Source organism: Massilia varians, assembly GCF_027923905.1.
Classification (GTDB): Bacteria; Pseudomonadota; Gammaproteobacteria; order Burkholderiales; family Burkholderiaceae_D; genus Telluria; species Telluria varians_B.
Genome location: NZ_AP026966.1, coordinates 2,646,235 through 2,666,147, shown reverse-complemented (window position 1 = coordinate 2,666,147; position 19,913 = coordinate 2,646,235). Strand labels below are relative to the sequence as shown.

15 protein-coding genes and 2 pseudogenes are annotated in these 19,913 nt (G+C 61.5%); 9 read left to right on the top strand and 8 right to left on the bottom strand.

Annotated elements, in window-relative coordinates; genetic code table 11:
• Positions 1 to 17 precede the first annotated feature (17 nt).
• From MasN3_RS12105 to MasN3_RS12080, 6 genes and pseudogenes are all read left to right on the top strand, one after another.
• Positions 18 to 632 (top strand): annotated as a pseudogene (locus MasN3_RS12105) (aminotransferase class I/II-fold pyridoxal phosphate-dependent enzyme); the annotation flags it as partial.
• A 130-nt stretch (positions 633 to 762) separates the two neighbouring features.
• Positions 763 to 2,163 (top strand): hypothetical protein, encoded by a 1,401-nt coding sequence (locus MasN3_RS12100; protein WP_281914328.1) that lies wholly within the window; start codon positions 763 to 765, stop codon positions 2,161 to 2,163.
• A complete protein-coding gene (locus MasN3_RS12095; protein ID WP_281914327.1) occupies positions 2,160 to 2,567 on the top strand; it encodes a hypothetical protein in 408 nt (135 codons plus the stop codon). The genes MasN3_RS12100 and MasN3_RS12095 overlap by 4 nt, the downstream gene beginning before the upstream one ends.
• On the top strand, positions 2,521 to 2,988 hold the full coding sequence (locus MasN3_RS12090) for a helix-turn-helix domain-containing protein (RefSeq protein WP_281914326.1): 468 nt from the start codon (positions 2,521 to 2,523) through the stop codon (positions 2,986 to 2,988). The genes MasN3_RS12095 and MasN3_RS12090 overlap by 47 nt, the downstream gene beginning before the upstream one ends.
• A complete protein-coding gene (locus MasN3_RS12085; protein WP_281914325.1) occupies positions 2,985 to 3,521 on the top strand; it encodes an IS630 family transposase in 537 nt (178 codons plus the stop codon). The genes MasN3_RS12090 and MasN3_RS12085 overlap by 4 nt, the downstream gene beginning before the upstream one ends.
• Before the next feature lie 753 nt (positions 3,522 to 4,274).
• Positions 4,275 to 4,790 carry a hypothetical protein gene (locus MasN3_RS12080; protein ID WP_281914324.1) on the top strand — a complete coding sequence of 172 codons (516 nt, stop codon included), beginning with the start codon at positions 4,275 to 4,277 and terminating at the stop codon, positions 4,788 to 4,790.
• 109 nt (positions 4,791 to 4,899) lie between these two features.
• On the opposite strand, the gene MasN3_RS12075 is transcribed toward MasN3_RS12080, so the two are convergent.
• The 5 genes from MasN3_RS12075 to MasN3_RS12055 all read right to left on the bottom strand — a co-directional run bounded on the left by MasN3_RS12075 (position 4,900) and on the right by MasN3_RS12055 (position 12,989).
• A complete protein-coding gene (locus MasN3_RS12075; protein ID WP_281914322.1) occupies positions 4,900 to 5,169 on the bottom strand; it encodes a PAAR domain-containing protein in 270 nt (89 codons plus the stop codon).
• 54 nt (positions 5,170 to 5,223) lie between these two features.
• Positions 5,224 to 6,915: a type VI lipase adapter Tla3 domain-containing protein gene (locus MasN3_RS12070; RefSeq protein ID WP_281914321.1), complete on the bottom strand. Its 1,692-nt coding sequence runs from the start codon at positions 6,913 to 6,915 to the stop codon at positions 5,224 to 5,226.
• 62 nt (positions 6,916 to 6,977) lie between these two features.
• Entirely contained in the window at positions 6,978 to 9,344 is a 2,367-nt protein-coding gene (locus tag MasN3_RS12065; RefSeq protein ID WP_281914319.1) for a T6SS effector phospholipase Tle3 domain-containing protein, read from the bottom strand.
• Positions 9,341 to 12,124, bottom strand: coding sequence for a type VI secretion system Vgr family protein (locus MasN3_RS12060; protein ID WP_370662361.1), 2,784 nt, complete (start codon positions 12,122 to 12,124; stop codon positions 9,341 to 9,343). The genes MasN3_RS12065 and MasN3_RS12060 overlap by 4 nt, the downstream gene beginning before the upstream one ends.
• Positions 12,012 to 12,989 (bottom strand): IS481 family transposase, encoded by a 978-nt coding sequence (locus tag MasN3_RS12055; RefSeq protein WP_281914318.1) that lies wholly within the window; start codon positions 12,987 to 12,989, stop codon positions 12,012 to 12,014. The genes MasN3_RS12060 and MasN3_RS12055 overlap by 113 nt, the downstream gene beginning before the upstream one ends.
• Before the next feature lie 293 nt (positions 12,990 to 13,282).
• Here MasN3_RS12055 and istA point away from each other — a divergent pair, with 293 nt between their 5' ends.
• The 3 genes and pseudogenes from istA to MasN3_RS12040 all read left to right on the top strand — a co-directional run.
• Positions 13,283 to 14,362 (top strand): IS21 family transposase, encoded by a 1,080-nt coding sequence (gene istA / locus MasN3_RS12050; RefSeq protein ID WP_281907819.1) that lies wholly within the window; start codon positions 13,283 to 13,285, stop codon positions 14,360 to 14,362.
• A complete protein-coding gene (istB, locus tag MasN3_RS12045; RefSeq protein WP_281907820.1) occupies positions 14,359 to 15,144 on the top strand; it encodes an IS21-like element helper ATPase IstB in 786 nt (261 codons plus the stop codon). The genes istA and istB overlap by 4 nt, the downstream gene beginning before the upstream one ends.
• Before the next feature lie 472 nt (positions 15,145 to 15,616).
• Positions 15,617 to 16,165: pseudogene (locus MasN3_RS12040) on the top strand (aminotransferase class I/II-fold pyridoxal phosphate-dependent enzyme); the annotation flags it as partial.
• A gap of 15 nt (positions 16,166 to 16,180) precedes the next feature.
• Here the strand turns inward: MasN3_RS12040 and MasN3_RS12035 are convergent.
• From MasN3_RS12035 to mshL, 3 genes are read right to left on the bottom strand one after another with little or no spacing between them, the layout of a single operon-like run.
• On the bottom strand, positions 16,181 to 17,245 hold the full coding sequence (locus MasN3_RS12035; protein ID WP_281914316.1) for a tetratricopeptide repeat protein: 1,065 nt from the start codon (positions 17,243 to 17,245) through the stop codon (positions 16,181 to 16,183).
• Entirely contained in the window at positions 17,242 to 18,132 is an 891-nt protein-coding gene (locus tag MasN3_RS12030; RefSeq protein WP_281914315.1) for an ExeA family protein, read from the bottom strand. Before MasN3_RS12030 ends, MasN3_RS12035 begins: the two co-directional genes overlap by 4 nt.
• On the bottom strand, positions 18,132 to 19,889 hold the full coding sequence (gene mshL / locus MasN3_RS12025; protein ID WP_281914314.1) for a pilus (MSHA type) biogenesis protein MshL: 1,758 nt from the start codon (positions 19,887 to 19,889) through the stop codon (positions 18,132 to 18,134). The genes MasN3_RS12030 and mshL overlap by 1 nt, the downstream gene beginning before the upstream one ends.
• Between the last annotated feature and the right edge of the window lie 24 nt (positions 19,890 to 19,913).

Sequence of the window (19,913 nt, the reverse complement as noted above, 5' to 3'; positions counted from 1 at the left end):
CCATTTTCCCCGCCATCATGAGCACTCCCGCCTTGCCGAGCCGCCTGCCCAGCGTGGTCACCACCGTCTTTACCCAGATGTCGCAGCTCGCACAGGAGGCCGGCGCGGTCAACCTGGGCCAGGGCTTCCCGGATTTCGACTGCGACCCGCAGCTGCTCGACCTGGTGAACGAGGCCATGCGCGCCGGCCACAACCAGTATGCGCCGATGAGCGGCATCCCTCTCCTGCGCGCGGCGATCGCGGCCAAGCTCGAGCGCCTGTACGGGCGCTGCTACGACGAGGCCAGCGAGATCACGGTCACCAACGGCGCCTCGCAGGCGATCCAATCGGCGATCCTGTGCAGCGTGCATCCGGGCGACGAAGTGATCGTCATCGAGCCGGCCTACGACTGCTACCTGCCTGCGATCGCGCTCGCCGGCGGCGTGCCGGTGCCGGTGCCGATGCGCCTCGACGGCGAGGGCTACAGCGTGCCCTGGGAACTGCTTGCCGCCGCGGTCACGCCGCGCACCCGCATGATCGTCGTGAACTCGCCGCACAACCCGACCGGTTCGATCCTGCGTCCTGCCGACCTGGACGCGCTGGCCGCCATCGTGGCCGGGACCGACATCCTGGTGCTCTCCGACGAGGTGTACGCTATAGGGAAGGCTAATTAACGCTGCATTTAAAAGAAGATTTGGTTTCGTATGAACTTATATGGAAACGGCGAATCACACGATAGTACATCGATATCGCGTGATTTTTCCGGCCGAAATGTGAGCTTATATGACTCCGAAGCGCAGGACTGGCTTCCCATATCGGGTGGCCTATGCAACTGATGGATTCCTCGACGAGAAGGGTTTTGGGCGGGTGGCCGCTTTCCCATTCATCATGGACCACCGACCAGGCTATCACCGGATGGCCAACCAATTTCTTATTGACATCGGCTTGGGCGAATGGAATGTAGGGACGCGCGGTACTGAGGATGCATTGCCTCTGCAGCCGACCGAAACCACCATGCGCAACTACGCGCACTGGCTGAAGAACTATCTTGAGTATTGCCACGTCCGGGGCAAAGATCCTCTCAAGGCTAATTACCACATCGATTTGATCCAAAGCTACCAAGGGGAAATGACCTCTGGGAGCTGGTCGCGGGACAACGTCGGACTCAAGGGCAAAACGATCAACTCGCGTGTTGATCTTGCGTGCATGTTTTTACTTTGGGCGGTGGATAAGGGGCTGCGCGGACCATTTCGCATTCCCAAAGTGAGGCGGACGTTGGTCGTTGAAAGTCCGCACAGCAGTGGTGCTCGCACCACCAAAACTGTGGAAGCCAGGCGGGGGAAAGCCAAGGAAAGCAAGCGTCGGCTTGGTTTTCCGGATGATAAGGAAATCGGCGCGTGGCTGGCGCGAGTGCGCGATATATGCCCAGTCGAGGGCCTTATTGCAGAACATATTCTCGAAACAGCCGTGCGCCGGGCAGAGGCTGCGGCGTGGCGGGTCGACACCCTTCCACTTAGCCCTGGCAAGTGGGACGTCGTCAATCGGAATGCGCCCGTGGAGAATCAGGCCGTAGTGGTCTCGCTGCGCTACGGCACCAAGGGGCACAGCTACGGCGAAGACCACGGTGACAAGATAGGCCCGGAGGATAATATTCTCTTGCCGATGCCGATGGCGCTCAAGCTCCACGAGTACCGCCAAAAGGTTCGGCCGAAGGCACTGACAATTGCACTGCGCAAGGCCAAGAACGCCCGTGGGGCAGAGACCTTGCGGAAGAACGCGGTCCACTTATTCCTCAATCCGGCCACCGGGGAACGCTACACAGGGCAAAACATCTATGATTTCTGGACCCGCGATAGTGCTGGGTGTCCACGTGGCTGGTCACCCCATCTGGGACGCGACTTCTGGGCGTGCAGCCTACTGTGGAAACACCTGACCGAGCAAAAAGCGTTGGTTGATCATGCCATCAAAAACCAGGCTGAACCCTCCGTATTGAAAATGCTGACCCTGGACATTTTGGGGTTCATCCAGCTGACGATCAAGCCCCAACTCAGGCACGTCGACCTCGAGACGACCATGCTTTACGTGCAGTGGGTATCGGACAGGCTGGGTGTGAACCTGAATTTCCATCAGAACTATATGCAGCAGCTCAGTGAAGAGGACATTGACGAAGAGGACGTCAGATGAGCATCCGCGAGTACAACAAGGATCACCAAAAGGAGCACGCCGGCATCACGCCTGCGGTGCTGGCCAGCGTAGACGCACCTGAATCCGATGATCCACTGGTGTTCTGGACAAAACATGAAAAGGAACCATGTGAAGTCAACCTGCGCCCCTTCGCCACGGGACAGAGAGAAGCAAGGCCACAAGGAGGGGGTAGAAAATTCGCGTTATTCTCCGCTCGCCCGGGACTCATCCATCAACTGAAGCCCGCCATTGAAGAATCTCTTATGTATGCGCCGAAAGCGACTGTCGATAGCTACCTAAGTAGTCGCACAATTTTTGCTGTCAAAGTCGGACTGGCAATGCAGCAGGAGTTGAGCGATGAAGCATTTAGAGTTGACCGAGCACGAGCAGCGCACGCTGCGTGAGATGGGCGTTTTTCATCCGCATCCGAGGACGAGGATGCGAGCCCAAGGGATTGTGCGCCTGAGCCAAGGCCTGACCCTTCAGAAGACTGCTGATGAATTCGGCGTGCATTTGAATAGTGTCGAGCAGTGGCGGCAACGATGGAGCAAGCTTGGCCTGGCCGGGTTGTACGAAGGACGTCATACCGGTCGACCGAGAAAGTGGACCGCCCAGCAACAGCAGGCTTTCGGTGAGTTGGCGGTTTCTGAGGGCGGGACTGTGGGTGCACTGCTGCGCCAGGTCGGGCAGAGCCAGGACCAGGTGCCAATCAGCGAAAATACGGCCAAGCGCTACCTTAAGGAGATGGATTTCACGTACAAGCGCTATCGGTACAGTTTAAAAAAAAGCGAAATCAAGAAGCGTTCGAGCACGCCAGCAAAGTGATCGACGCGCTGTCCCGGCTCGACCACGAACAGCAGTGCGAACTGCTGTATTTCGACGAATCTGGGTTCGGCCCGAATCCGCCAGTACAGTACGGATGGGGGAAAATCGGCCAGACCCAGGCCGTCGCACCGCTCGCGCACCGGCAACGCGTGAACGTGCTCGGCGCGTTGCGCCACGATGGCTCGTTGACCTGGACTACGCAGCAGCGGCCGACGACACGTGAGGATGTGATCGCATTCTTCGATCAAGTCGCGGCTCAAGCGCACGAGGTTCCACGAATCGTCTTGATCGACAACGCCGGCATACACAAGGGCGCTCCGATCGACAAGAAGCGGCGGCAATGGGCCAAACATGGGCTGTATCTGTACTATCTACCGCCCTATAGCCCTGAGCTCAATCGAATCGAAATCCTGTGGAAGCATGCCAAGCACTTCTGGCGCCGCTTCGTTGCCACGAACGGCGCAGATCTGCTCGACGAAGTTCAGTCTTTGATGAGCGGATTTGGAAGCCGGTTCACGATAAATTTTGGGTGACTACTTAGTCCTCAAATGCTTCAAGTCACCGCCCAAGAATCACGATGAAAACAGCAAAAAGTAACAAGGCAATCTAACCTATCCCGCACTCTGGAGGTTCATCCTCCCACCTGAGGAATGCGTGCAGGAAGCATGCCTAACAGGTAACACAACTAGGGCAACCACATAACCATGGCGCAACAATTAGAACTCTTCGATGAAATGCTGCCGACAAGCCGGAACGCCGTCTTTGACGATGACTGGCCCCGCCACATGCGGGAAATCGCGGAGAAGGTCGAAGCTGAGCTATTGTTGATTCGCAGGAGGAAACCCGGCGGAATTCTCGTCGCCTCCGAATATGCACACTTGACCCTCTACGAAGCCGCACGAAGACTCGCAGGCTTCGTTGTCGTCCCGGCACAAGTGAACGCTTGGGTTCATGCACTGTTGATGGCGCAAGTCCGCCCGCCACAACGTGAAGCTATTGGTTTAAACCCGAAACAACGCCTGAAACGCAGGAGCGGCCGAGCTCGGGAGCCACCACCATGTAGATTATGTCGGCCAGGTAGCGTTAGCCACGTTGGCTAGGGCTCTCGCTTATCTGACAATGTACCGCCCAACGTGACGACATTTGCTACAATCGCCACTGGCGTTGCCACCACCCAGCCTCTGACAGCCGGTATTCACTCGGCTTCTATACTCGTCCGACAGAGATTCCCTTGACCGCTCGTCTGCCGCCTAGACGCGCTCCTTTTTTTTCGTTAAGGACCATCTGTGGATGCGCCTAGTGTTTTTTCCGCCATATTCGCAGGTCTTGCGTTCATAGTTTCCTTCGTCGCAGCCTTTATCGCGCACGACTCACGCGTGGCGGCTGATCGCTCTGCCGACAGTGCTGAGCGGGCAAACGATATAAACTTGCATCAATCTCGTTTGGATATCTACAGAGCATTTCAGGCTTTCCATGGTGCGCTAGTGCAGCGCGGGCCTCTTCTCACAGAAGCTGACGTCTTCCCCTTTCTCGGTACAGCCCATCTCTCCGAATTTTACTTTCCAGAATCGTTGCATAAGCGCCTCCAGCGTATCGCTGATGATGCACTAACCTATCTCAGCAAGGCAGAGGATCTCAGGCAGGCAAACGAAGTTCCAGATCTCCTGACTCGCCCGGAGCGAACCAATCTGCGCGCAACGATGAATGCCCAGCACAAGACGCTCCGGGAAGACTGCGTGCAAGTCGACGAACTGCTGCGCGCTGAGCTGCGCCTATTCAAGCGCAATCCGCCCCGGGCCTGAATGAGGGCAGCCTTGCCACGGGTCTGACAGGCTGCGCTTCTCACGATGCACGTTCAAGCCACACCGCATTTTTACGCTTAAAAAATCTCGTGTCACGCATGACGTCGCGCTACATTTTCGTACTGAAGTGTTTAAAGCTTGATATAAGTTTCGCCCCACAGCTGAGACTGTCACCATCGAAAGCGATGCTTTTTCCGCTGACCTTGTGATGCGGAGAGCCGGTTGTAATCGTACAGCCCGCATGACCAGGGATGGGACAACTGCATGTATCCCCCACGCAGGCCACGGGAATCCCTTGCACCGTGAAGTGGGTGGCGCTGGCGCTGATCACCTTGCCGCCGTGCGACGTGGCGTCGCCTAGCCGGATGACGTTTTTCATGGAAGGAATGCCCCGGCTTTTAGAATGCGAGCGGAAATCCAAAGACACATAGTTTTACTTGGTCTCTGGCACGGCATAGTTTGCTGGATCGACCGCCATCGATTTGATCGGCCGGAACACATCGCCGCGTGACTTGTCCTGAGCCTTGCGCTTTTCCTCCGAGGGCGGGCTGATGAAGATGAAAGTGGCCTCGTGCGGGTCGCGCAGGTTGACCGCCAGGCTTGGGCCGCCGGCGCGATAACTCCCCATGACACCGATCGCCATCTCCATGAACAAGGTCGCGGCGCCGGTGTTTCCGAGGCGCCGGTCAATATTGATGAACTGGTCGAGCTTGCCGCTGTCGATCTCGGGGCTGCCCTGAGCAGCGTAATGGTGCAGCATGCCCTCAAGAGCGACCAGTTGTTCGGTCTGGTTGTTGGTCGCGGCGATCACGCGGGCTGGCGCCTTGGGCCGTTCAGCCTCGGGCAAGGTGCGTAGGGCTTCCTGCAAACCTTCGAGGAGCGCTTTCTGGCGCGCGTCGCGCCGGGCCAGCGGCTTGCCGTGTTCGTCGGTGGTCTTCACGAAGACCGGGCGGTGGATGTAGCCGAGCGTGGCCATTTTGTCGAACTGCTCGAGTTGTGTTTTGCTCCAAGGGACGGGGAACCATGGGGTTGGCTTCCAGTCCTGAGGTGGCCGGTGCTTGGCGTTCAACTCCCGGTCGAGGAAGCTGATCGCGCCAGTGCCGCGAATGTCTGGGCGCACACTGAATTTGGCGGCGAAGTCCAGCCATTCGGCGATGGTTGGGGGGCGAGAGTAAGCGTCCTTATCTGCGCGCGGCAACGACTGCGACAATTCAAGATGGCCGAGGAAGAGGCGCCGCGCGACCCCGTCGCGGTTGAGCACCTCCATGGGCACTTGATAGTCGTCGATGTCGTCGAAGGCAAACGGCCGGATCGGGTCTACCCGTTCGCGGCGGGCTAGGATGAACAGCGCTGCCGAGTCGGGCATTTCGGGCACGTAGTAACCATCCTTGACGAGCGGTGGCGCTCCAGGTGGTTGCGAGAGTTCTCGGGTGTATATCCCATCGTCCGAATTCAACACGATATATGGCACGTCCGGGTTAGCGTCGAAGAAGTCAAACACGTCCTCGAGAATGCGATCAGGCCGCTCTGCGAAGCGGCGAGGGCCGGCGACAAACAGGCTGTCCGACATACCCTCTCCCTCTGCCCCGGCAGCCAATCCCATAATTGGCGATAATGGGCTATCTGGAATTTTGCCGAAGTCAGGTGGATTCGCATTAAAGACCGGAGTACCCCAATAGCTCACCGAATAGCCGGCGCCATTGAGTAAAGCATCGTTAACCCGGCCGCCAGTCAAGCCGTGCTTGTCTGTGCTTGTCCAAGGATATTTCTTTGGATCGTGCTCGCGCAGTGAGGTGTACGGATTACCGGACTGGAGGGCTTCCCACAGCTTGCCCTGCCGGTACTTGTCTAGGGTGACCCCCAAACCGATTACCTCGAGCACGTACTCGCGCCGTCCTTGCTCAGTGCTGGCCGCTGCCAGCTGCTCGCGCGCTTTCGACGCTGCCGCTTCGGCCTGCACTTGGCGTGCATCGGCTTCGCGTGCCGCCAGCACCCAGCGCCCTCCGAGGAGCAGCCCGACTCCGAGCAGGACTGCCAGTGGCCACCATAGTTTGCTCATTGTTTCCTCCGCTTGGTTGCTTGCCGCAATAACGTTCCCCGACAGCACGAAGAGCAATGCCAGCATCGATCGACATGGCATGGGAAATGGCCGCTTTGTTCTCGGATTCCTCGTGTTATTGCTAGTGCTCATGAAGTCACCCGTTCAGCCTTCCCTACTTGTCCGGGCATCGATTCCACAACGAGGGCGGGCGGAAGTCCCTCTGGCGGAAGTGGCAGGTCGGCAGGTAGTTTTCCGGTGGAGTAGTATTCTTTAGTGCCTTCGATCAGTGCCTTGCGCCATGGACGCTCGTCTGCCCAGTAGGCTGCATATAGCGTCTGGAATGCTTCCCATGTGAGAATGTCGGGACGAGGTTTTTCGCCCCTGCTTGGTTTCTTCAACCGCCAGTCCGCCACCGCGCACAGGTATCTGTAGAACAGCGGATCGGTCGGCGCCTTCCCGCCTCCGATTGCCACGTCATAGGCGGTCACATGGCTATGGTTTTTGCGCCCGCCGTAAATCGCACTGTGGAACGAGCGCGGCACGGCAGTTTTTTGCCAGCGCAGGCGTGCCTCGCTCGGCGTCTCGGTCCGTTCGATCAACAGCTTGGGCGGATTGAGGAGGCGGTTGAATTCCAGGCAGGCATACACGTTCTTGACCTGGCACTTATCCTCGTTTTTCTTCTCGCGGTTGAGCGCTTCCGTCAATGCAGCACGATACTCGCTGCATTTCGCCACCTTGCCCTGGTGCAGGGCGGGACGTGGGCTCGGCACCGGTTGATAGCCGCGCAGGGTCGCCGCGATACCGCCCGGGTCCGCGATGCACTCCCAGTGGCTCTCGTTGATGCCGTAATCGCTGGTAACGGAAACGGCTGCGTCGATCTGGTCGACGTTCTCGCTGGCGCCGTAGCGCTTCTGCGCGTCAGGAAAGGCGCCTTCGCCCATGCTGGCGACAATCGGCTTCGGCAATGCCTCGCCGGTAATGCGGCGCAGCCCGAATCGCGCCCGCTCTTCGGGAGACGCGTCGCCGGGTGCGTCGTCTTGGGCGGGCAGGCGCTCCCGCAAGAAATGATTACTTGTCAGCGAGTCGCTGGCGGCTGTGTGCGCGTGATCGTCTTCACCGGGAACCCGTAGCGCAAAGTCGTGCGGCGGTTGCCCGACCATGACAAACTGGCCGACTCTAGAGTCCGGGCGGCGCTTTAGCGTGAAAACGCGCTGAAAGAAGCCACTGCCCAGCTCCGAAAGCGGCTTGCGTGTTGTCTGGGTCGGCGCTGCTGTCGTTTTGGCGTGCTGTGGTGCGAAATCCTTGAACGGTGCACGCGCACTCACCTGACGAGTTTCAAGCTTGTGGCCGCGCAGGAAGTCGGGCACGCCTTGCCAGCCGATTCCCGCGACGCCGGCGAATGCCACCGTCATGTCTTCCGGTGAGAAGTACAGGTAGACCTTGCCGCGATTGTCGCGGTCTTTTGCGGCCGTCCATTTGGGGCCGACTGCGCCGAAATGCGTTTTTGTATCGGTCAATTCCGCCAGCGCAGGGGTATCGTGCTTTTTGGCCTGGACGCCTTTGACAATGTTCGCCAGCGTGGTCAGACGGGCGTGCAAGGTTTGCCCACCGCTGATGAATTGGTAACGGTTCTTATTCCCCGCTGTCATCAGCGCATCTCCGCCCGCATAACCGTCGGCGAGGGCTGCGGTCGTCGGCAGTTCGTCGATCAGACTGTATGGTGGATTACACAGGATCAGTGTGTCGGCCGGACGCGCCCCGGGCTGATCCTTCTGCATGTTCGGATCGAGCAGGAAAGCCTGGGCAAGCAAGCTGAGCAGGCAACCCTGGCTGTGCGCGACGATCGAGACCGTTTCGTTTTCGTCGTAGTCGCGAATCATCGAAATGAGTGCGGCAAGCCGGCGGGCTGCCAGGATCATGTAGAGCCGGCCCGGGTTTTTCAGGAGGGGGTGGGTCGCGTCGCGCGCTGCCATGTCGATGGTCCCCATGGCGTTGCCCTTGCCCCGGTTCCACATTTCCGGAAGCGAGGACGTCGCGTTGGCAAACGGGCCGCCTTCCTTCGAAAAATCGCGGTCCAGGCGGTTGCCGTAACGGTCGGTTGCTTGGCCATGCGGTGTCATCTTCCAGTGGCGCACATGCGCGGCTTCTTCCCGGAAACCCCAGTAGAACGGAATGACCGGGCTGTGGGTTTCATCGGTTACCTGACGCTTGTAGAAAACAGCGTCCGGATCTTCCTCCAGCTTGTTTCGGTCTGTGGTTTGGGGCATCCGGTAAGTAGCTGGCGTCAAATCACCGCACAGGCGTTCGGCCAGGCCTTCGCACAGGCCCGATTCGACAGCGTCGTAACTCACCCCTATGTCATTCACGCCATGTACGATGATGATCGAGCCGGGCAGGTTGTGTCTTACCCCGACAATCCTTTTGTTCCCTTTCTTCGGCAGGGTCACGCCTTCACCGGCGCCTCTGCCGAAAGGCAGTTTTTTGTAAAGCCCGGAGCTCTTTGCTTTGCTCATGACTGCCCTTTCTCCTCGAAATGAATACGCGCAGCGTGCATCTGTTCGTGCTCTAAAATCGTGGTTTTGCCCGCAGCGTCCGTTTCACCCTCGCTGCTTCCGGCAGGCGACTCGATCTTGTAAGCCAGTCCGGCTGCGGGCACGCCGCCGTCGAGATGGGGGTAGAGGCGCGGTTCAAAGGCAAGATCGGTTCCGTCCTTCTTGAATGCAGGGAGCTCGGCGTTCATGGTCTCGGGGCCCTCCCATATGAAATCCGGCGCATGGAATTTGAGTGCTTGCTTGCTCCCCAGGACTGGCGATCCTTCGCCCAGTTTGAGAAATGAGCCGTCTGCCGTCACAAACAGGATGCTTTTGGCTGCGACGGTAATCGCGCCTTCATTGGCAGTTACCTGGATGTCCTTCGCCGAGTTGACAGCGATGTCGTCGTGCTGGCTCTGCAGCAGCAGCGTGCCGGTGTGTGCGATGGCATTGAGCCCGCCGCTACGGGCAAAAAGCGAGATGCCGTTGCCGGCATTGACTGCGAAACGCTGCCCTGCAGTAAGCTGCAGATGTTGCTGGGCGGCCGTGTCGATATTGGTGGCCGAGTAGCTCACGATGGCTTTGGAACTCGCGAAACCAATCCCGGCGGGTGAGGTCATCGCGATGACCGGTTCCCTCGGCTCGGGGCTTTCCGGCGCGGTGTTGCTGTCACCCTCCCACCCCTTGAACCGGGCAAGCAGGGCGTCCTGCTCCTTGGTGTCGATCTCCAGGCCTTTGTGTTCGGCGGCGTAGCTGCCGAGGGAAGTGCACAGCTCGCCGCACTCGCGCAGAAGGTTCAGATAGTCGTCGCGGGCCAACTGGGGGCCTTTGGTACCGGCGCCGCCGAGCAGTTTCCAGGCGCTGATCAGGATTCCGCGCGCAGCCCGCAACGCGATTGCTTCGTCTGTACGCAACTCCGCGCCTTCGCCGCGGGGACGGGCGCCATCCTGCCGCCGCGGCTCCGTGAGGTATCCCAGGTTCAGTTCACTCGCGCCGTGGTCGCTCGCCAACTGCGCGCTGATCTGGCCTGAGGTGTCGTCCAGCCTGAGCTGGTTGCCGCGCTGGCCGCGCACTTCCCGGCTACGCAAACCGGATTGATAACGGGTATCGGGCAGCCCGTCCTCCCGTACAAACGCCGGGGGTGGCGCTGCGCCGTTGTACACCTGGGCCACGATGACGGGCTTATCCGGATCTCCCCCGGCGAAGGCGACCAGTACCTCCGTGCCGACGGGCGGCAACAGGCGCGCGCCGCATTGGCCACTGCTTCCCGGTCCGTCGCCAGCCCAGTTGGAGGCTACCCGCACCCAGGCCGAGTCGCGATCCGAATCCGAACTACCGGCGCCAGCTGCGTGTGCATGGTCCTCTGGCCGTGTCGCGAGAAAACGGACCTTGACGCGGCCGAGATGATCGCACCAGACTACTTCGTTTTCCGGTCCAACAACGATTGCACTCTGCAGTTGCGCAGGCACCTGGACAGGGCGTGGCGGCACAATCCGAACCGTGCGTCGGACGCACTCGAAGCGGGTCTTGAAGCGCAGCGGTTCATCGTCGCCGCCAGCGATGGGCGTCAATGCGCCACGGGGCCATCCGCTGCGTTCGAACAGCCGTTCTACCCGCGCGCCGATCTCCACCGGCAGGTTGTTCTCGGCGGCGATATGCTGCGACGTGACGACGAACTCGCGTTCGCTGGCGGGATGTGTGTCGATTTCCGGATGGCCTTTCAGGCTGAACCACTCGCCAACGGCAAGGTCGCGCACCCCGCCTTCGCCTTTGAAGCATTTGCTTGCGTACTCGTGGTGCGCCACCTGCGTATAGGTCAGCTCCGTGAGGTCGCGCGGGCTGTCACCAACATGGGGGGCGCCAACCAGGTATTGTTCCAGTCCGGCAGCTAACTGGTTGCCGCGTTCTCCCTGATCTGCTTGCGAGGCCACGTGGGTCGTCATGAACATCGTGCTGCGCGGCTGCAGGTAATCCCAGCTGTGCAGTGAGCCGGTGCCCGACTGGAGCTTACGTACTGCGCTCCAGCCGGTGATGGCGTCGCGCTGCTCGGTGGCGGCGTCGCGGTGAAAACGCACCTCACCGGCCTCGTTTCGATCAAGTTTGCTGGAATCGTCGAACAGAACCAACGTGTGGCCGATACCGGATGTTCGCTCACGACTGGGGGCGTTTCCTGTATTCGTTAGTCCCGAACGGAAAAACCAGGCGATGCCACGCCGCTGCATCAGACGTCGGATGAACTCGGCGTCTGACTCGTTATGCTGCATGATGAACGTACGCCGAGGGTGTTGACGGCTGGTGAGCACGGAATCGATGTGCAGATCGAAAGTGCTGGCCAGGACCGGCATGGTCTTTTGCCATTCACTGACAAGTATCTGGATAATGTCCAGTTCATTCTTGTCCCGGAAAACTCGGGTGTTGAACCTGTCTTCCAGCACCGATAGCGCGTCGCGAATAATTAACTGATAGGTTGCGAGGCCGCCGTCGCTTTGGCCGGACGCTGCTTCCGTAACGATGCCGCAAATGCGGCGCAGTTGCCCGCGGTCGGTGACGATCTGCAGCTCGCAAGGCACGCCGATGAAGTTCTTGAGCTGCAGTGTCGCGCTTTCGGATACGCAGAGAATCCGGAACTCGAAGCCGCCGCAGATCGCTTCACTGCCAACAACCCTTTGAGGAAGTAGTAATGTGAAGTTGCAAGAGGTTGTTTCGGTTGGTTGAGAGCCTGGACATTGGCGCCTTGCCGCTGATGCCCTGGTGCGGGCGATGCCAGTTGTAATGATGGATCCACTCACGCAGCGTGGCTGCACGCTCGTCGGAGCTCTTGTAGACGAAGCCGTAGGCCCATTCACGTAACGCCGACTGGATGAAGCGTTCGGCTTTGCCGTTGGTCTGGGGCCGGTAGGGCTTGGTAAAACGGTGCTTCAGGTCCAGCCCTGTGCAAACGCGGCTAAAACTCTTTGCACGGAAGGCCGAGCCATTATCGGTCAGCAGCCGCTTGGGTTTCGCACCCAGCGAGCAGTAATACGCATGAGCGTTCGCCAGGAAGCGGCAGGCGCTTTCCTGTGACTCATCAGGGTGCAGCTCGGTGTACGCAATCCGGGCATGATCGTCGACGGCCACAAACAACACTTCCCAGCCCGCACCGCGGCTGCGGTCACGACGGTCACCAGTAGCCCGGTGACCGGTCTTCTCGATCCGGCCTAGCTTCTTCGTATCGATGTGTATGAGGTCGCCCGGATTCTCGTGCTCATAACGCTTCACTGGATCGGCCGGTTCCAGATCCGACAATCGCGCCAGGCCAGCACGACCGAGCACACGGCTTACCGTGGCTTTTGATAGCGACAAATACTCGGCGATGCGTGCTTGCGTCATTCGCTTCTTGCGCAGCTCAACGATGGTCAGCGCCTTCGATTCATCAATGGCACGCGGACTGCAGTTAGGACGTGAAGAGCGGTCAACCAAACCTGGCTTTCCCTCGGCGAGAAAGCGACCGACCCATTTGCGCACGGTTGCTGCGCTGACGCCGTATAACTGCGCCGCTTGGCTATCAGGCAAACGAGATTTCAGGACGTCTTCGACCATTTCGACTCGACGGATGAAGGTCAATCGGGCATTCTTATGGATGTTCATTCGGTTGGTTTCCTTGAGAACTGGGGGTTTGGCGATTTCCAGTTTCGCAAATCCAATCCGAATGAACAACCTATTGAAACATCACACCTAGGGCGCTGGTTTGGAAGTTGTGCCGCATCACCTTGTATTCCGCGTACTCGGCTGCGGGAACGCTGGCGCGAGGCACAAGTTCTACTTCAGGGACGCCAGACCGGGTATCTGCCATGGTTGTCAGCAGCGGTTGTAAACTGATACAGGCAGCGATTGAAAACTGATACACCATTTTGAGAAGATGGCCGCTTTGCGGAGCGGCCTTGAAATCCAAAGAGGTGTACGTGGAAATCCAACTCCTGAAGAAGCATGGGTTAAGCCTTCGGCAGATCGCCGCCGAGGTAGGCTGCGCAGTGAACACGGTGCGCCGGCATCTGGCCCTGGAGGCTGTGCCGAAGTACGAACGCAAAGTGAAGCGCAAGACGAAGCTGGCGCAATTCGAGCAGTACCTGAAGGATCGGCAGCAAGCTGCTCAGCCCGACGTGATACCGGCCACCGTGCTGTACCGCGAGATCGCCGCGCGCGGCTACGAGGGCGGCATGAGCCAGTTGCGCGCCTTCGTGCGCACCTTGCGCCCGGCGCCTCCGGCCGACCCGGTGGTGCGCTTCGAGACGGCGATGGGCGAGCAGCTGCAGGTGGACTGGGTTGAATTCCGCAAAGGCAGCGCGCCGTTACATGCGTTCTGCGCGACGCTCGGTTTTAGCCGGGCCAGCTACGTGGAGTTCGTCAGCAACATGAAGGTGGAAACCCTGATCGCCTGCCATGAGCGCGCTTTTGCGGCGTTTGGGGGCGTGACGCGGCGGGTCCTGTACGACAACATGAAAACAGTGGTGCTGGAGCGCGATGCGTACGGCGAAGGCGAGCACCGCTTCCACGCCGGCTTCCTGGACTTTGCCAGGCATAGCGGTTTCGTGATCAAGCTGTGCCAGCCGTACCGGGCCAAGACCAAGGGAAAAGTCGAACGCTTCAATGGCTACCTGCGCCGCTCGTTCTATGTGCCGCTGGCGAGCCGGCTGGCGCAAAGCGGCCAGAAGCTCGACGTCGTAACGGCCAATGTGGAAGTGGCCCACTGGCTGCGCGAGGTGGCCAATGCGCGCATCCACGGTACGACTGGCGAGCCACCAGCTGAAGCATTGAAGCGGGAAGTGGAGCATCTGCAAGCGCTGCCGGCACCGTGGCGTGCGGACATCGCGGCAGCCAGGCCGCAACCGACCGCCGCAGCACCTACGGTGCCGCGGCCGGCGGCAGTGGTGGAGCGGATCGCCCAGCCATCTCCAGTACAGCATCCGTTGCAGGTGTATGACGCGCTGCTGGTACGGGTAACGGAAGGAGTGGCGGCATGAACCTGCAGCACGAGCGTATCGCGGCGTTGTGCGAGAGCCTGAACCTGCCGTTCGTGGCCCAGGGCTACGGCGCTGCAACGCAGAAGGCAGCGAAGCAGGAAATGGCCTACAGCGACTTCCTGGAGGGCCTGCTGAGGGAGGAAGTCGCCGGGCGCAACGTGCGCAAGCAAAGCACGATGACCCGACTGGCAGGATTCCCAGCGGTGAAGACGCTGGACGAGTTTAACTATGACTTCGCCAAAGGCGTGAAACGCAGTCAGGTCGAGGAGCTGGCTGGCCTGGGCTTCGTTGAGCGACATGAGAACGTGGTGCTGGTCGGCCCCAGCGGCGTGGGCAAGACGCACCTGGCGATGGCACTCGGTTACAAGGCCACCCAGGCCGGCATCAAGACGCGCTTCACCACGGCGGCCGACCTGATGCTGGCGTTGACGACGGCGCATACCCAGAACAATTTGAAAGCGGTGATGCATCGCGCGATCAAAGCATATCGGCTCTTGATCATCGACGAGATCGGCTACTTGCCGATGAACCGGGAGCAGGCGAACCTGTTCTTCCAAGTGATCGCGGCCCTGTACGAACGCAGCAGCCTGATCGTGACCAGCAACCTGCCGTTTGGGCAATGGGACACGACCTTTGCGCAGGATACGACGCTGACCGCGGCCCTGCTCGATAGGCTACTGCACCATGCGCACATCGTGCCGATTGCCGGCGAAAGCTACCGGCTGAAGCACCAGCGACAGGCCGGGATGATGAGGGGGAATGATGTTGCAGAAATGGGCTGAACACGGACCGTGTTCGGCGACGGCGGTGTATCAGTTTTAAATCGCTGGCACGACGATATCTGTATCAGTTTTCAATCGCCGTTGACAATGGTGACCTTCTACGGTTGCGAGAGTCGCTACCTGCTGTGATGAAAACCTTTTAATTATTCAAGGTTATGCGCAGGTGAAACTTGAGCAAACGCAACTGTCGACGGTCATGCACCTGAATCGCCTCGTGGGGTGTAGAGGCCCATCCTTTGAGAAAGCGGAGCTATGAAGAAGAAACCGAAGTATTCCCCCGAAGTCATCGAGCGCACTGTGTACATGGTTAACGAAGCGAGGAGCTTGCTGTACGACGCCCCCAGCGACACAAGCACCACTCGACGGAAGAAAGCATACTCTTTTGCCATCGAGTCCTGCAGCGCTCGACGGAACCGTAACCCATTGACTTCAAAACGAATTGGGATACTGGTCTAGTGTTTCGTTCCGTATAGTGTACGAACACATGGTCTACGACGGCGCGCAGCATGCCTCGGTAGCGCGCGATCCAAGGCTGGCCGAGCGCGCCTTCGTGGTCTCGAGCTTCGGCAAGACCTATCACGTCACCGGCTGGAAGGTGGGCTACGTGGCGGCGCCGGCCGCGCTGATGCAGGAATTTCGCAAGGTCCACCAATACAACGTGTTTAGCGTGAACACGCCGATGCAGCACGGGATCGCCGCCTACATGGAGGATCCGGCGCCTTACCTGGAGCTGCCTGGCTTTTACCAGAAGAAGCGCGACCTGTTCCGCGCCGGCCTGGCCGGCTCGCGTTTCGAGTTGCTGCCCACGAACGGCACCTATTTCCAGTGCGTGCGCTATGGCGCGATATCGGGTCTGCCGGAAGCCCAGTTCGCCAGCTGGCTGACGCTGGAAGCGAAGGTGGCGGCGATTCCGGTATCGGCCTTCTACAGCCGGCCGGTCGAATCGGGGATCGTGCGCTTCTGCTTTGCGAAGAAGGACGAGACCCTCGAGCAGGCGCTCGAGATCCTGCGCCGCCTGTAGGCGCTGGATCGGCGGCTAGCGGCCGAGTTGCCTGAGCTTGCGCTCCACGAATTCGCGCAAGGGCGCCGACAGCGTCTCGCTGTCGAGCGCCCTGCGGTAGGCCACCGCCGCTTCCAGGTCGCGTTTTTCCGCCTCCAGCGACACCCCCAGGCCCATCCACCATACCCCGTTCCCCGGCGCGCTGCGCAGGGCGGTTTCATAATGTCCGATCGCCTCGCGGTGGCGCTGCGCGCGCTGCAGCGCGCCGGCCAGGAAGGCATGGTATTCGGCGTTCCCGGCCGCATACGGCAAGGTGCGCAGCAAGGTGTCGATGCCGGGGCTTCCGCGCTCGATCTGCAGGCGCGCCATCAGCATCGCCATCGCCCGCTGGCGCGGATCGAGCGCCAGAGCGGCCCCGAGCTCGCGGATCGCTTCGTCCGGGTGCTTGGCCTCGATCAGGAGGCCGACCAGGGTCTGGCGCGCGGCTTCATGGCGCGGCTCGACCTTCAGCGCCGCGCGCAGGCCGGCGATGGCCTCGGTGACGCGGCCGTCCTCAAGCACTGCCAGGGCGCGCCGGTAGGCGTTGTCGGCGCGCTGCGCCGGGGTTTCTATCCTGCCGCCCTGCGCGGCCACGGCCGGCTTCGCGACGGCCGGCTTGACGGGCGCCGCCGCGATAATCCTGGACGCCGCTGCCTTGACCGGCTTTGCCGGTGCTGGCGCGGGCGCGACAGCCTGTGCCAGCGGCTCGGGTGTTGCTTCCTGTGCTGCCGCAGGCGCCGCCGGTGGCGGCTCCTGGCGCGGCGGCACCGGCACCTCGAAGGCCACCACGGGCGCGGCCACGGCGGGCGCGGCCGGCGGCGGCGCCGCGCGCGCGGCGGCTGCAGGAGTCGGGGCGGGAACCGGTTGCGGCCCGAGGAAGCGCCAGCCGGCAAAGCCGGCGGCCGTCACGAGCGCCGCCGCGCCGGCGGCGATGGCCACGCGGTTCAATGGCCAGGCGCGCGCGGGCGGCGCCACCGGGCGCACGTCCGATGGAAGCGGCGCCGCGCCGGGCTGGCCGGCGCGCGCGTCGAGGTCCTGCAGCATCCGGTTGATCAAGCTCATCGCGCGAACACCCATGCCAGGCCGGCCGCGGCCGAGAACACCGTGGCGCCGCCGAGCAGCCAGGTGCGGATGGTGCGCCGCACGCCGATCGTATCGCGCGCGGCGGTGGCCACGTGGCTGCCGGCCACCTCGCGCTTGCCCTCGCCGTAGCTGAGCATCAGGGCCTTGTGCGCCATGATGTTCACCAGGCGCGGCACGCCGCCGCTGGCGCGGTACAGAGCGCGGATCGCGGCGCGCGAGAACAGGCGCGCGCCCGTGAAGCCGGCCACGCGCAGGCGGTGCGCCACGTAGTAATCGAGGTCGTCGCGGCTGAGCGCACCCAGGTGGTAGTGGAAGGTGATGCGCTGGGCCAGCTGGCGGATCGATTCCAGCGCCAGCTTGCGGTTCAGTTCCGGCTGGCCGAACAGCACGATCTGCAGCAGCTTGCGCTTCTCGGTTTCCAGGTTGGTCAGCAGGCGCATGGCTTCCAGGCTCTCCACCGGAATCGCCTGGGCCTCGTCCAGGCATAGCACCACGCGCAGGTCCTGGCCGGCCAGCTCGAGCAGGCGCAGGTTGATCGCCTTGAGCACCTGGTGCTGGTCGACGTCGCGCGCGAGATCGAGTTCCAGCTCGTCGGCCAGGGCCAGCATCAGGGTGCGCGGCTCCAGGTAGGGATTCGGGATATAGGCGGTCACGAAGCCTTCGCCCAGCGTGGCCATGAACTTGCGGCACAACAGGGTCTTGCCGGTGCCGACCTCGCCCGTGATCTTGATGAAGCCTTCGCCGCCGCGCGCCGCCACCAGGAGTGTGTTCAGCGCTTCCTGCGAGCGCGCGCTGCCGAAGAAGAAGCTGGTGTCCGGGGTGATCCCGAAAGGCAGCTCGCGCAGGCCGAAGTGGGCCGCATACATCAGCGGCGCTCCCGGGCGCGCGGATCGAGCGCCTCGATGCGGCGCGACGCGTCCATCAGGTCCTGGCTCCAGTCGTTGGCGCCTTCGACGATGGTAGGCTTGATCAGGACCACCAGCTCGCGCTTCTGGTTCACCCGGGTCTTGTTGCGGAACAGCGCGCCCAGCACCGGCAGCTTGCTCGCGCCCGGCAGCTGGTCGACGTCGCCGCTCGACACCTGGCGCATCAGGCCGCCGATCGCGACCACCTGGCCGCTCTGGCCGCGCACATAGCTGTCCAGTTCCGAGGTGGCCGAGGCCGCGAGCGGCAAGGTCAGGGTGCCGGCCGAACCGAGATCGACGTTCTTGGTCACCGTGGAGACCTGGCTCACCGACGGGTGCACGTGCAGCAGGATGTTGCCCTTGTCGTCGATCTGCGGGGTCACGTCCAGCACCACGCCCGAGAAGAAGGGCTGCAGGGTCACGCTCGGGGTGTTGGTGGTGCCGCTGTCGGTGGTGTTGATGGTATTGGTCACGCCGGTAACAAAGAACTCGTCGGTGCCGATCTTGAGCACCGCCTTCTGGTTGTTCATCGCCGCCACGCGCGGACTGGACAAGACGTGCACCTGGCCCTGCGACTCCAGGAAGGAAATCAGGGCCGCGAAGTTATTGGTCTGGAAGGCGAAACCGAACAGCGAACCGGCCGCGGTGGCCGCGTTCGACAGCGAGAAGCCGGTGCTGGCGGCGAGGCCCTGGCCGTTGTTGATGAGCGGCGGCTGGCCGCCGGTATACGGCAGCGGCGCCAGGTTGGCGCCCGGCGCGATCATGCCGGTCGAGACCCGGTTCGGGTGCGAGCTCTTGATCGAGGCGAACGAGGCCCAGTTGATGCCGCTCTGGAAGCTGTCGTTCAGCTCCACTTCGAGGATCTTCGCTTCCAGGATCACCTGGCGGTCGACCGCCAGCTGGGTCGCCTTGAGGTAGGCATCGACGCTGCGCAGCTCTTCCGGCATGGCGCGGATCACCAGCACGCCCGACTGCGGGCTGATCACCACGCTGCGGCCGCCCTCCTTGGAGCCGACAATGGCTTCCAGCGCGGCCTTCAGCTCGCTCCAGAAATCGTTGTCGGAGGTGGTGCGGATGTCGGTGCTGTCGACCTGCACGTTGCCGCCGCCGAGCGAATTCGAGCCATTGTCGTTGGGCTGGCTGCCCTGGCCGCTGCCATTGTTGTTGCGGGTGCCGTCGCGGCCCGCATCCGCCACCGAGGTCGAGCTGACGCGCAGGTTCGAGGTCCCGCGGCGCTTGGCGGTCAGGTAGTTCACCTGGAACATCCGGGTCTGCATCGTCAGCGGGCGGATCGTGATGCGGGTGCCGTCGATCCGGTAGTCGTAGCCGTACATCTCGCGCACCGCTTCCAGGGTCTCGGCGATGGTCACGTCCTTGAGGTTGGCGCTGATGTTGCCCGACACCTCGGGATGGACCAGCATGTTGTAGCGGGTCCCGGCCACGATCGAACGGAAGAACTGCTGCGCCGGCACGTTGTTGAACGAGACGTTGAAACGCTCTTCCAGCGCCGGACGCGCCTTGGGCAGCTGGCTGGCCAGCGCGCTTGCCGGCGGCAGCAGTGCGGCGGCGACGGCGTCGTCGACTGCGGCGGCGGCGGGCCGGGCCTGGGCCTTGGCCATTTCCTTGCCGATCGCGTCATAGGTCTCGTGCTGCGCGCCGCTCTGGCAGCCGGCCAGCAGCAGCGCGCCGACGGCTGAAAAAAGGGAAAGCTTGTTCATCTTGTTCCGGGGCGTTAGGCGATT

Bases quoted from the DNA above. Each gene is read 5' to 3' on its own strand.
- istB (WP_281907820.1), top strand. From the start codon at position 14,359: ATGAACCTGCAGCACGAGCGTATCGCGGCGTTGTGCGAGAGCCTGAAC.
- MasN3_RS12055 (WP_281914318.1), bottom strand. From the start codon at position 12,989: ATGAACATCCATAAGAATGCCCGATTGACCTTCATCCGTCGAGTCGAA.
- MasN3_RS12065 (WP_281914319.1), bottom strand. From the start codon at position 9,344: ATGAGCAAAGCAAAGAGCTCCGGGCTTTACAAAAAACTGCCTTTCGGC.
- mshL (WP_281914314.1), bottom strand. From the start codon at position 19,889: ATGAACAAGCTTTCCCTTTTTTCAGCCGTCGGCGCGCTGCTGCTGGCC.
- MasN3_RS12070 (WP_281914321.1), bottom strand. From the start codon at position 6,915: ATGCTGGCATTGCTCTTCGTGCTGTCGGGGAACGTTATTGCGGCAAGC.
- MasN3_RS12095 (WP_281914327.1), top strand. From the start codon at position 2,160: ATGAGCATCCGCGAGTACAACAAGGATCACCAAAAGGAGCACGCCGGC.
- MasN3_RS12030 (WP_281914315.1), bottom strand. From the start codon at position 18,132: ATGTATGCGGCCCACTTCGGCCTGCGCGAGCTGCCTTTCGGGATCACC.
- MasN3_RS12075 (WP_281914322.1), bottom strand. From the start codon at position 5,169: ATGAAAAACGTCATCCGGCTAGGCGACGCCACGTCGCACGGCGGCAAG.
- MasN3_RS12100 (WP_281914328.1), top strand. From the start codon at position 763: ATGACTCCGAAGCGCAGGACTGGCTTCCCATATCGGGTGGCCTATGCA.
- MasN3_RS12035 (WP_281914316.1), bottom strand. From the start codon at position 17,245: ATGAGCTTGATCAACCGGATGCTGCAGGACCTCGACGCGCGCGCCGGC.
- MasN3_RS12090 (WP_281914326.1), top strand. From the start codon at position 2,521: ATGAAGCATTTAGAGTTGACCGAGCACGAGCAGCGCACGCTGCGTGAG.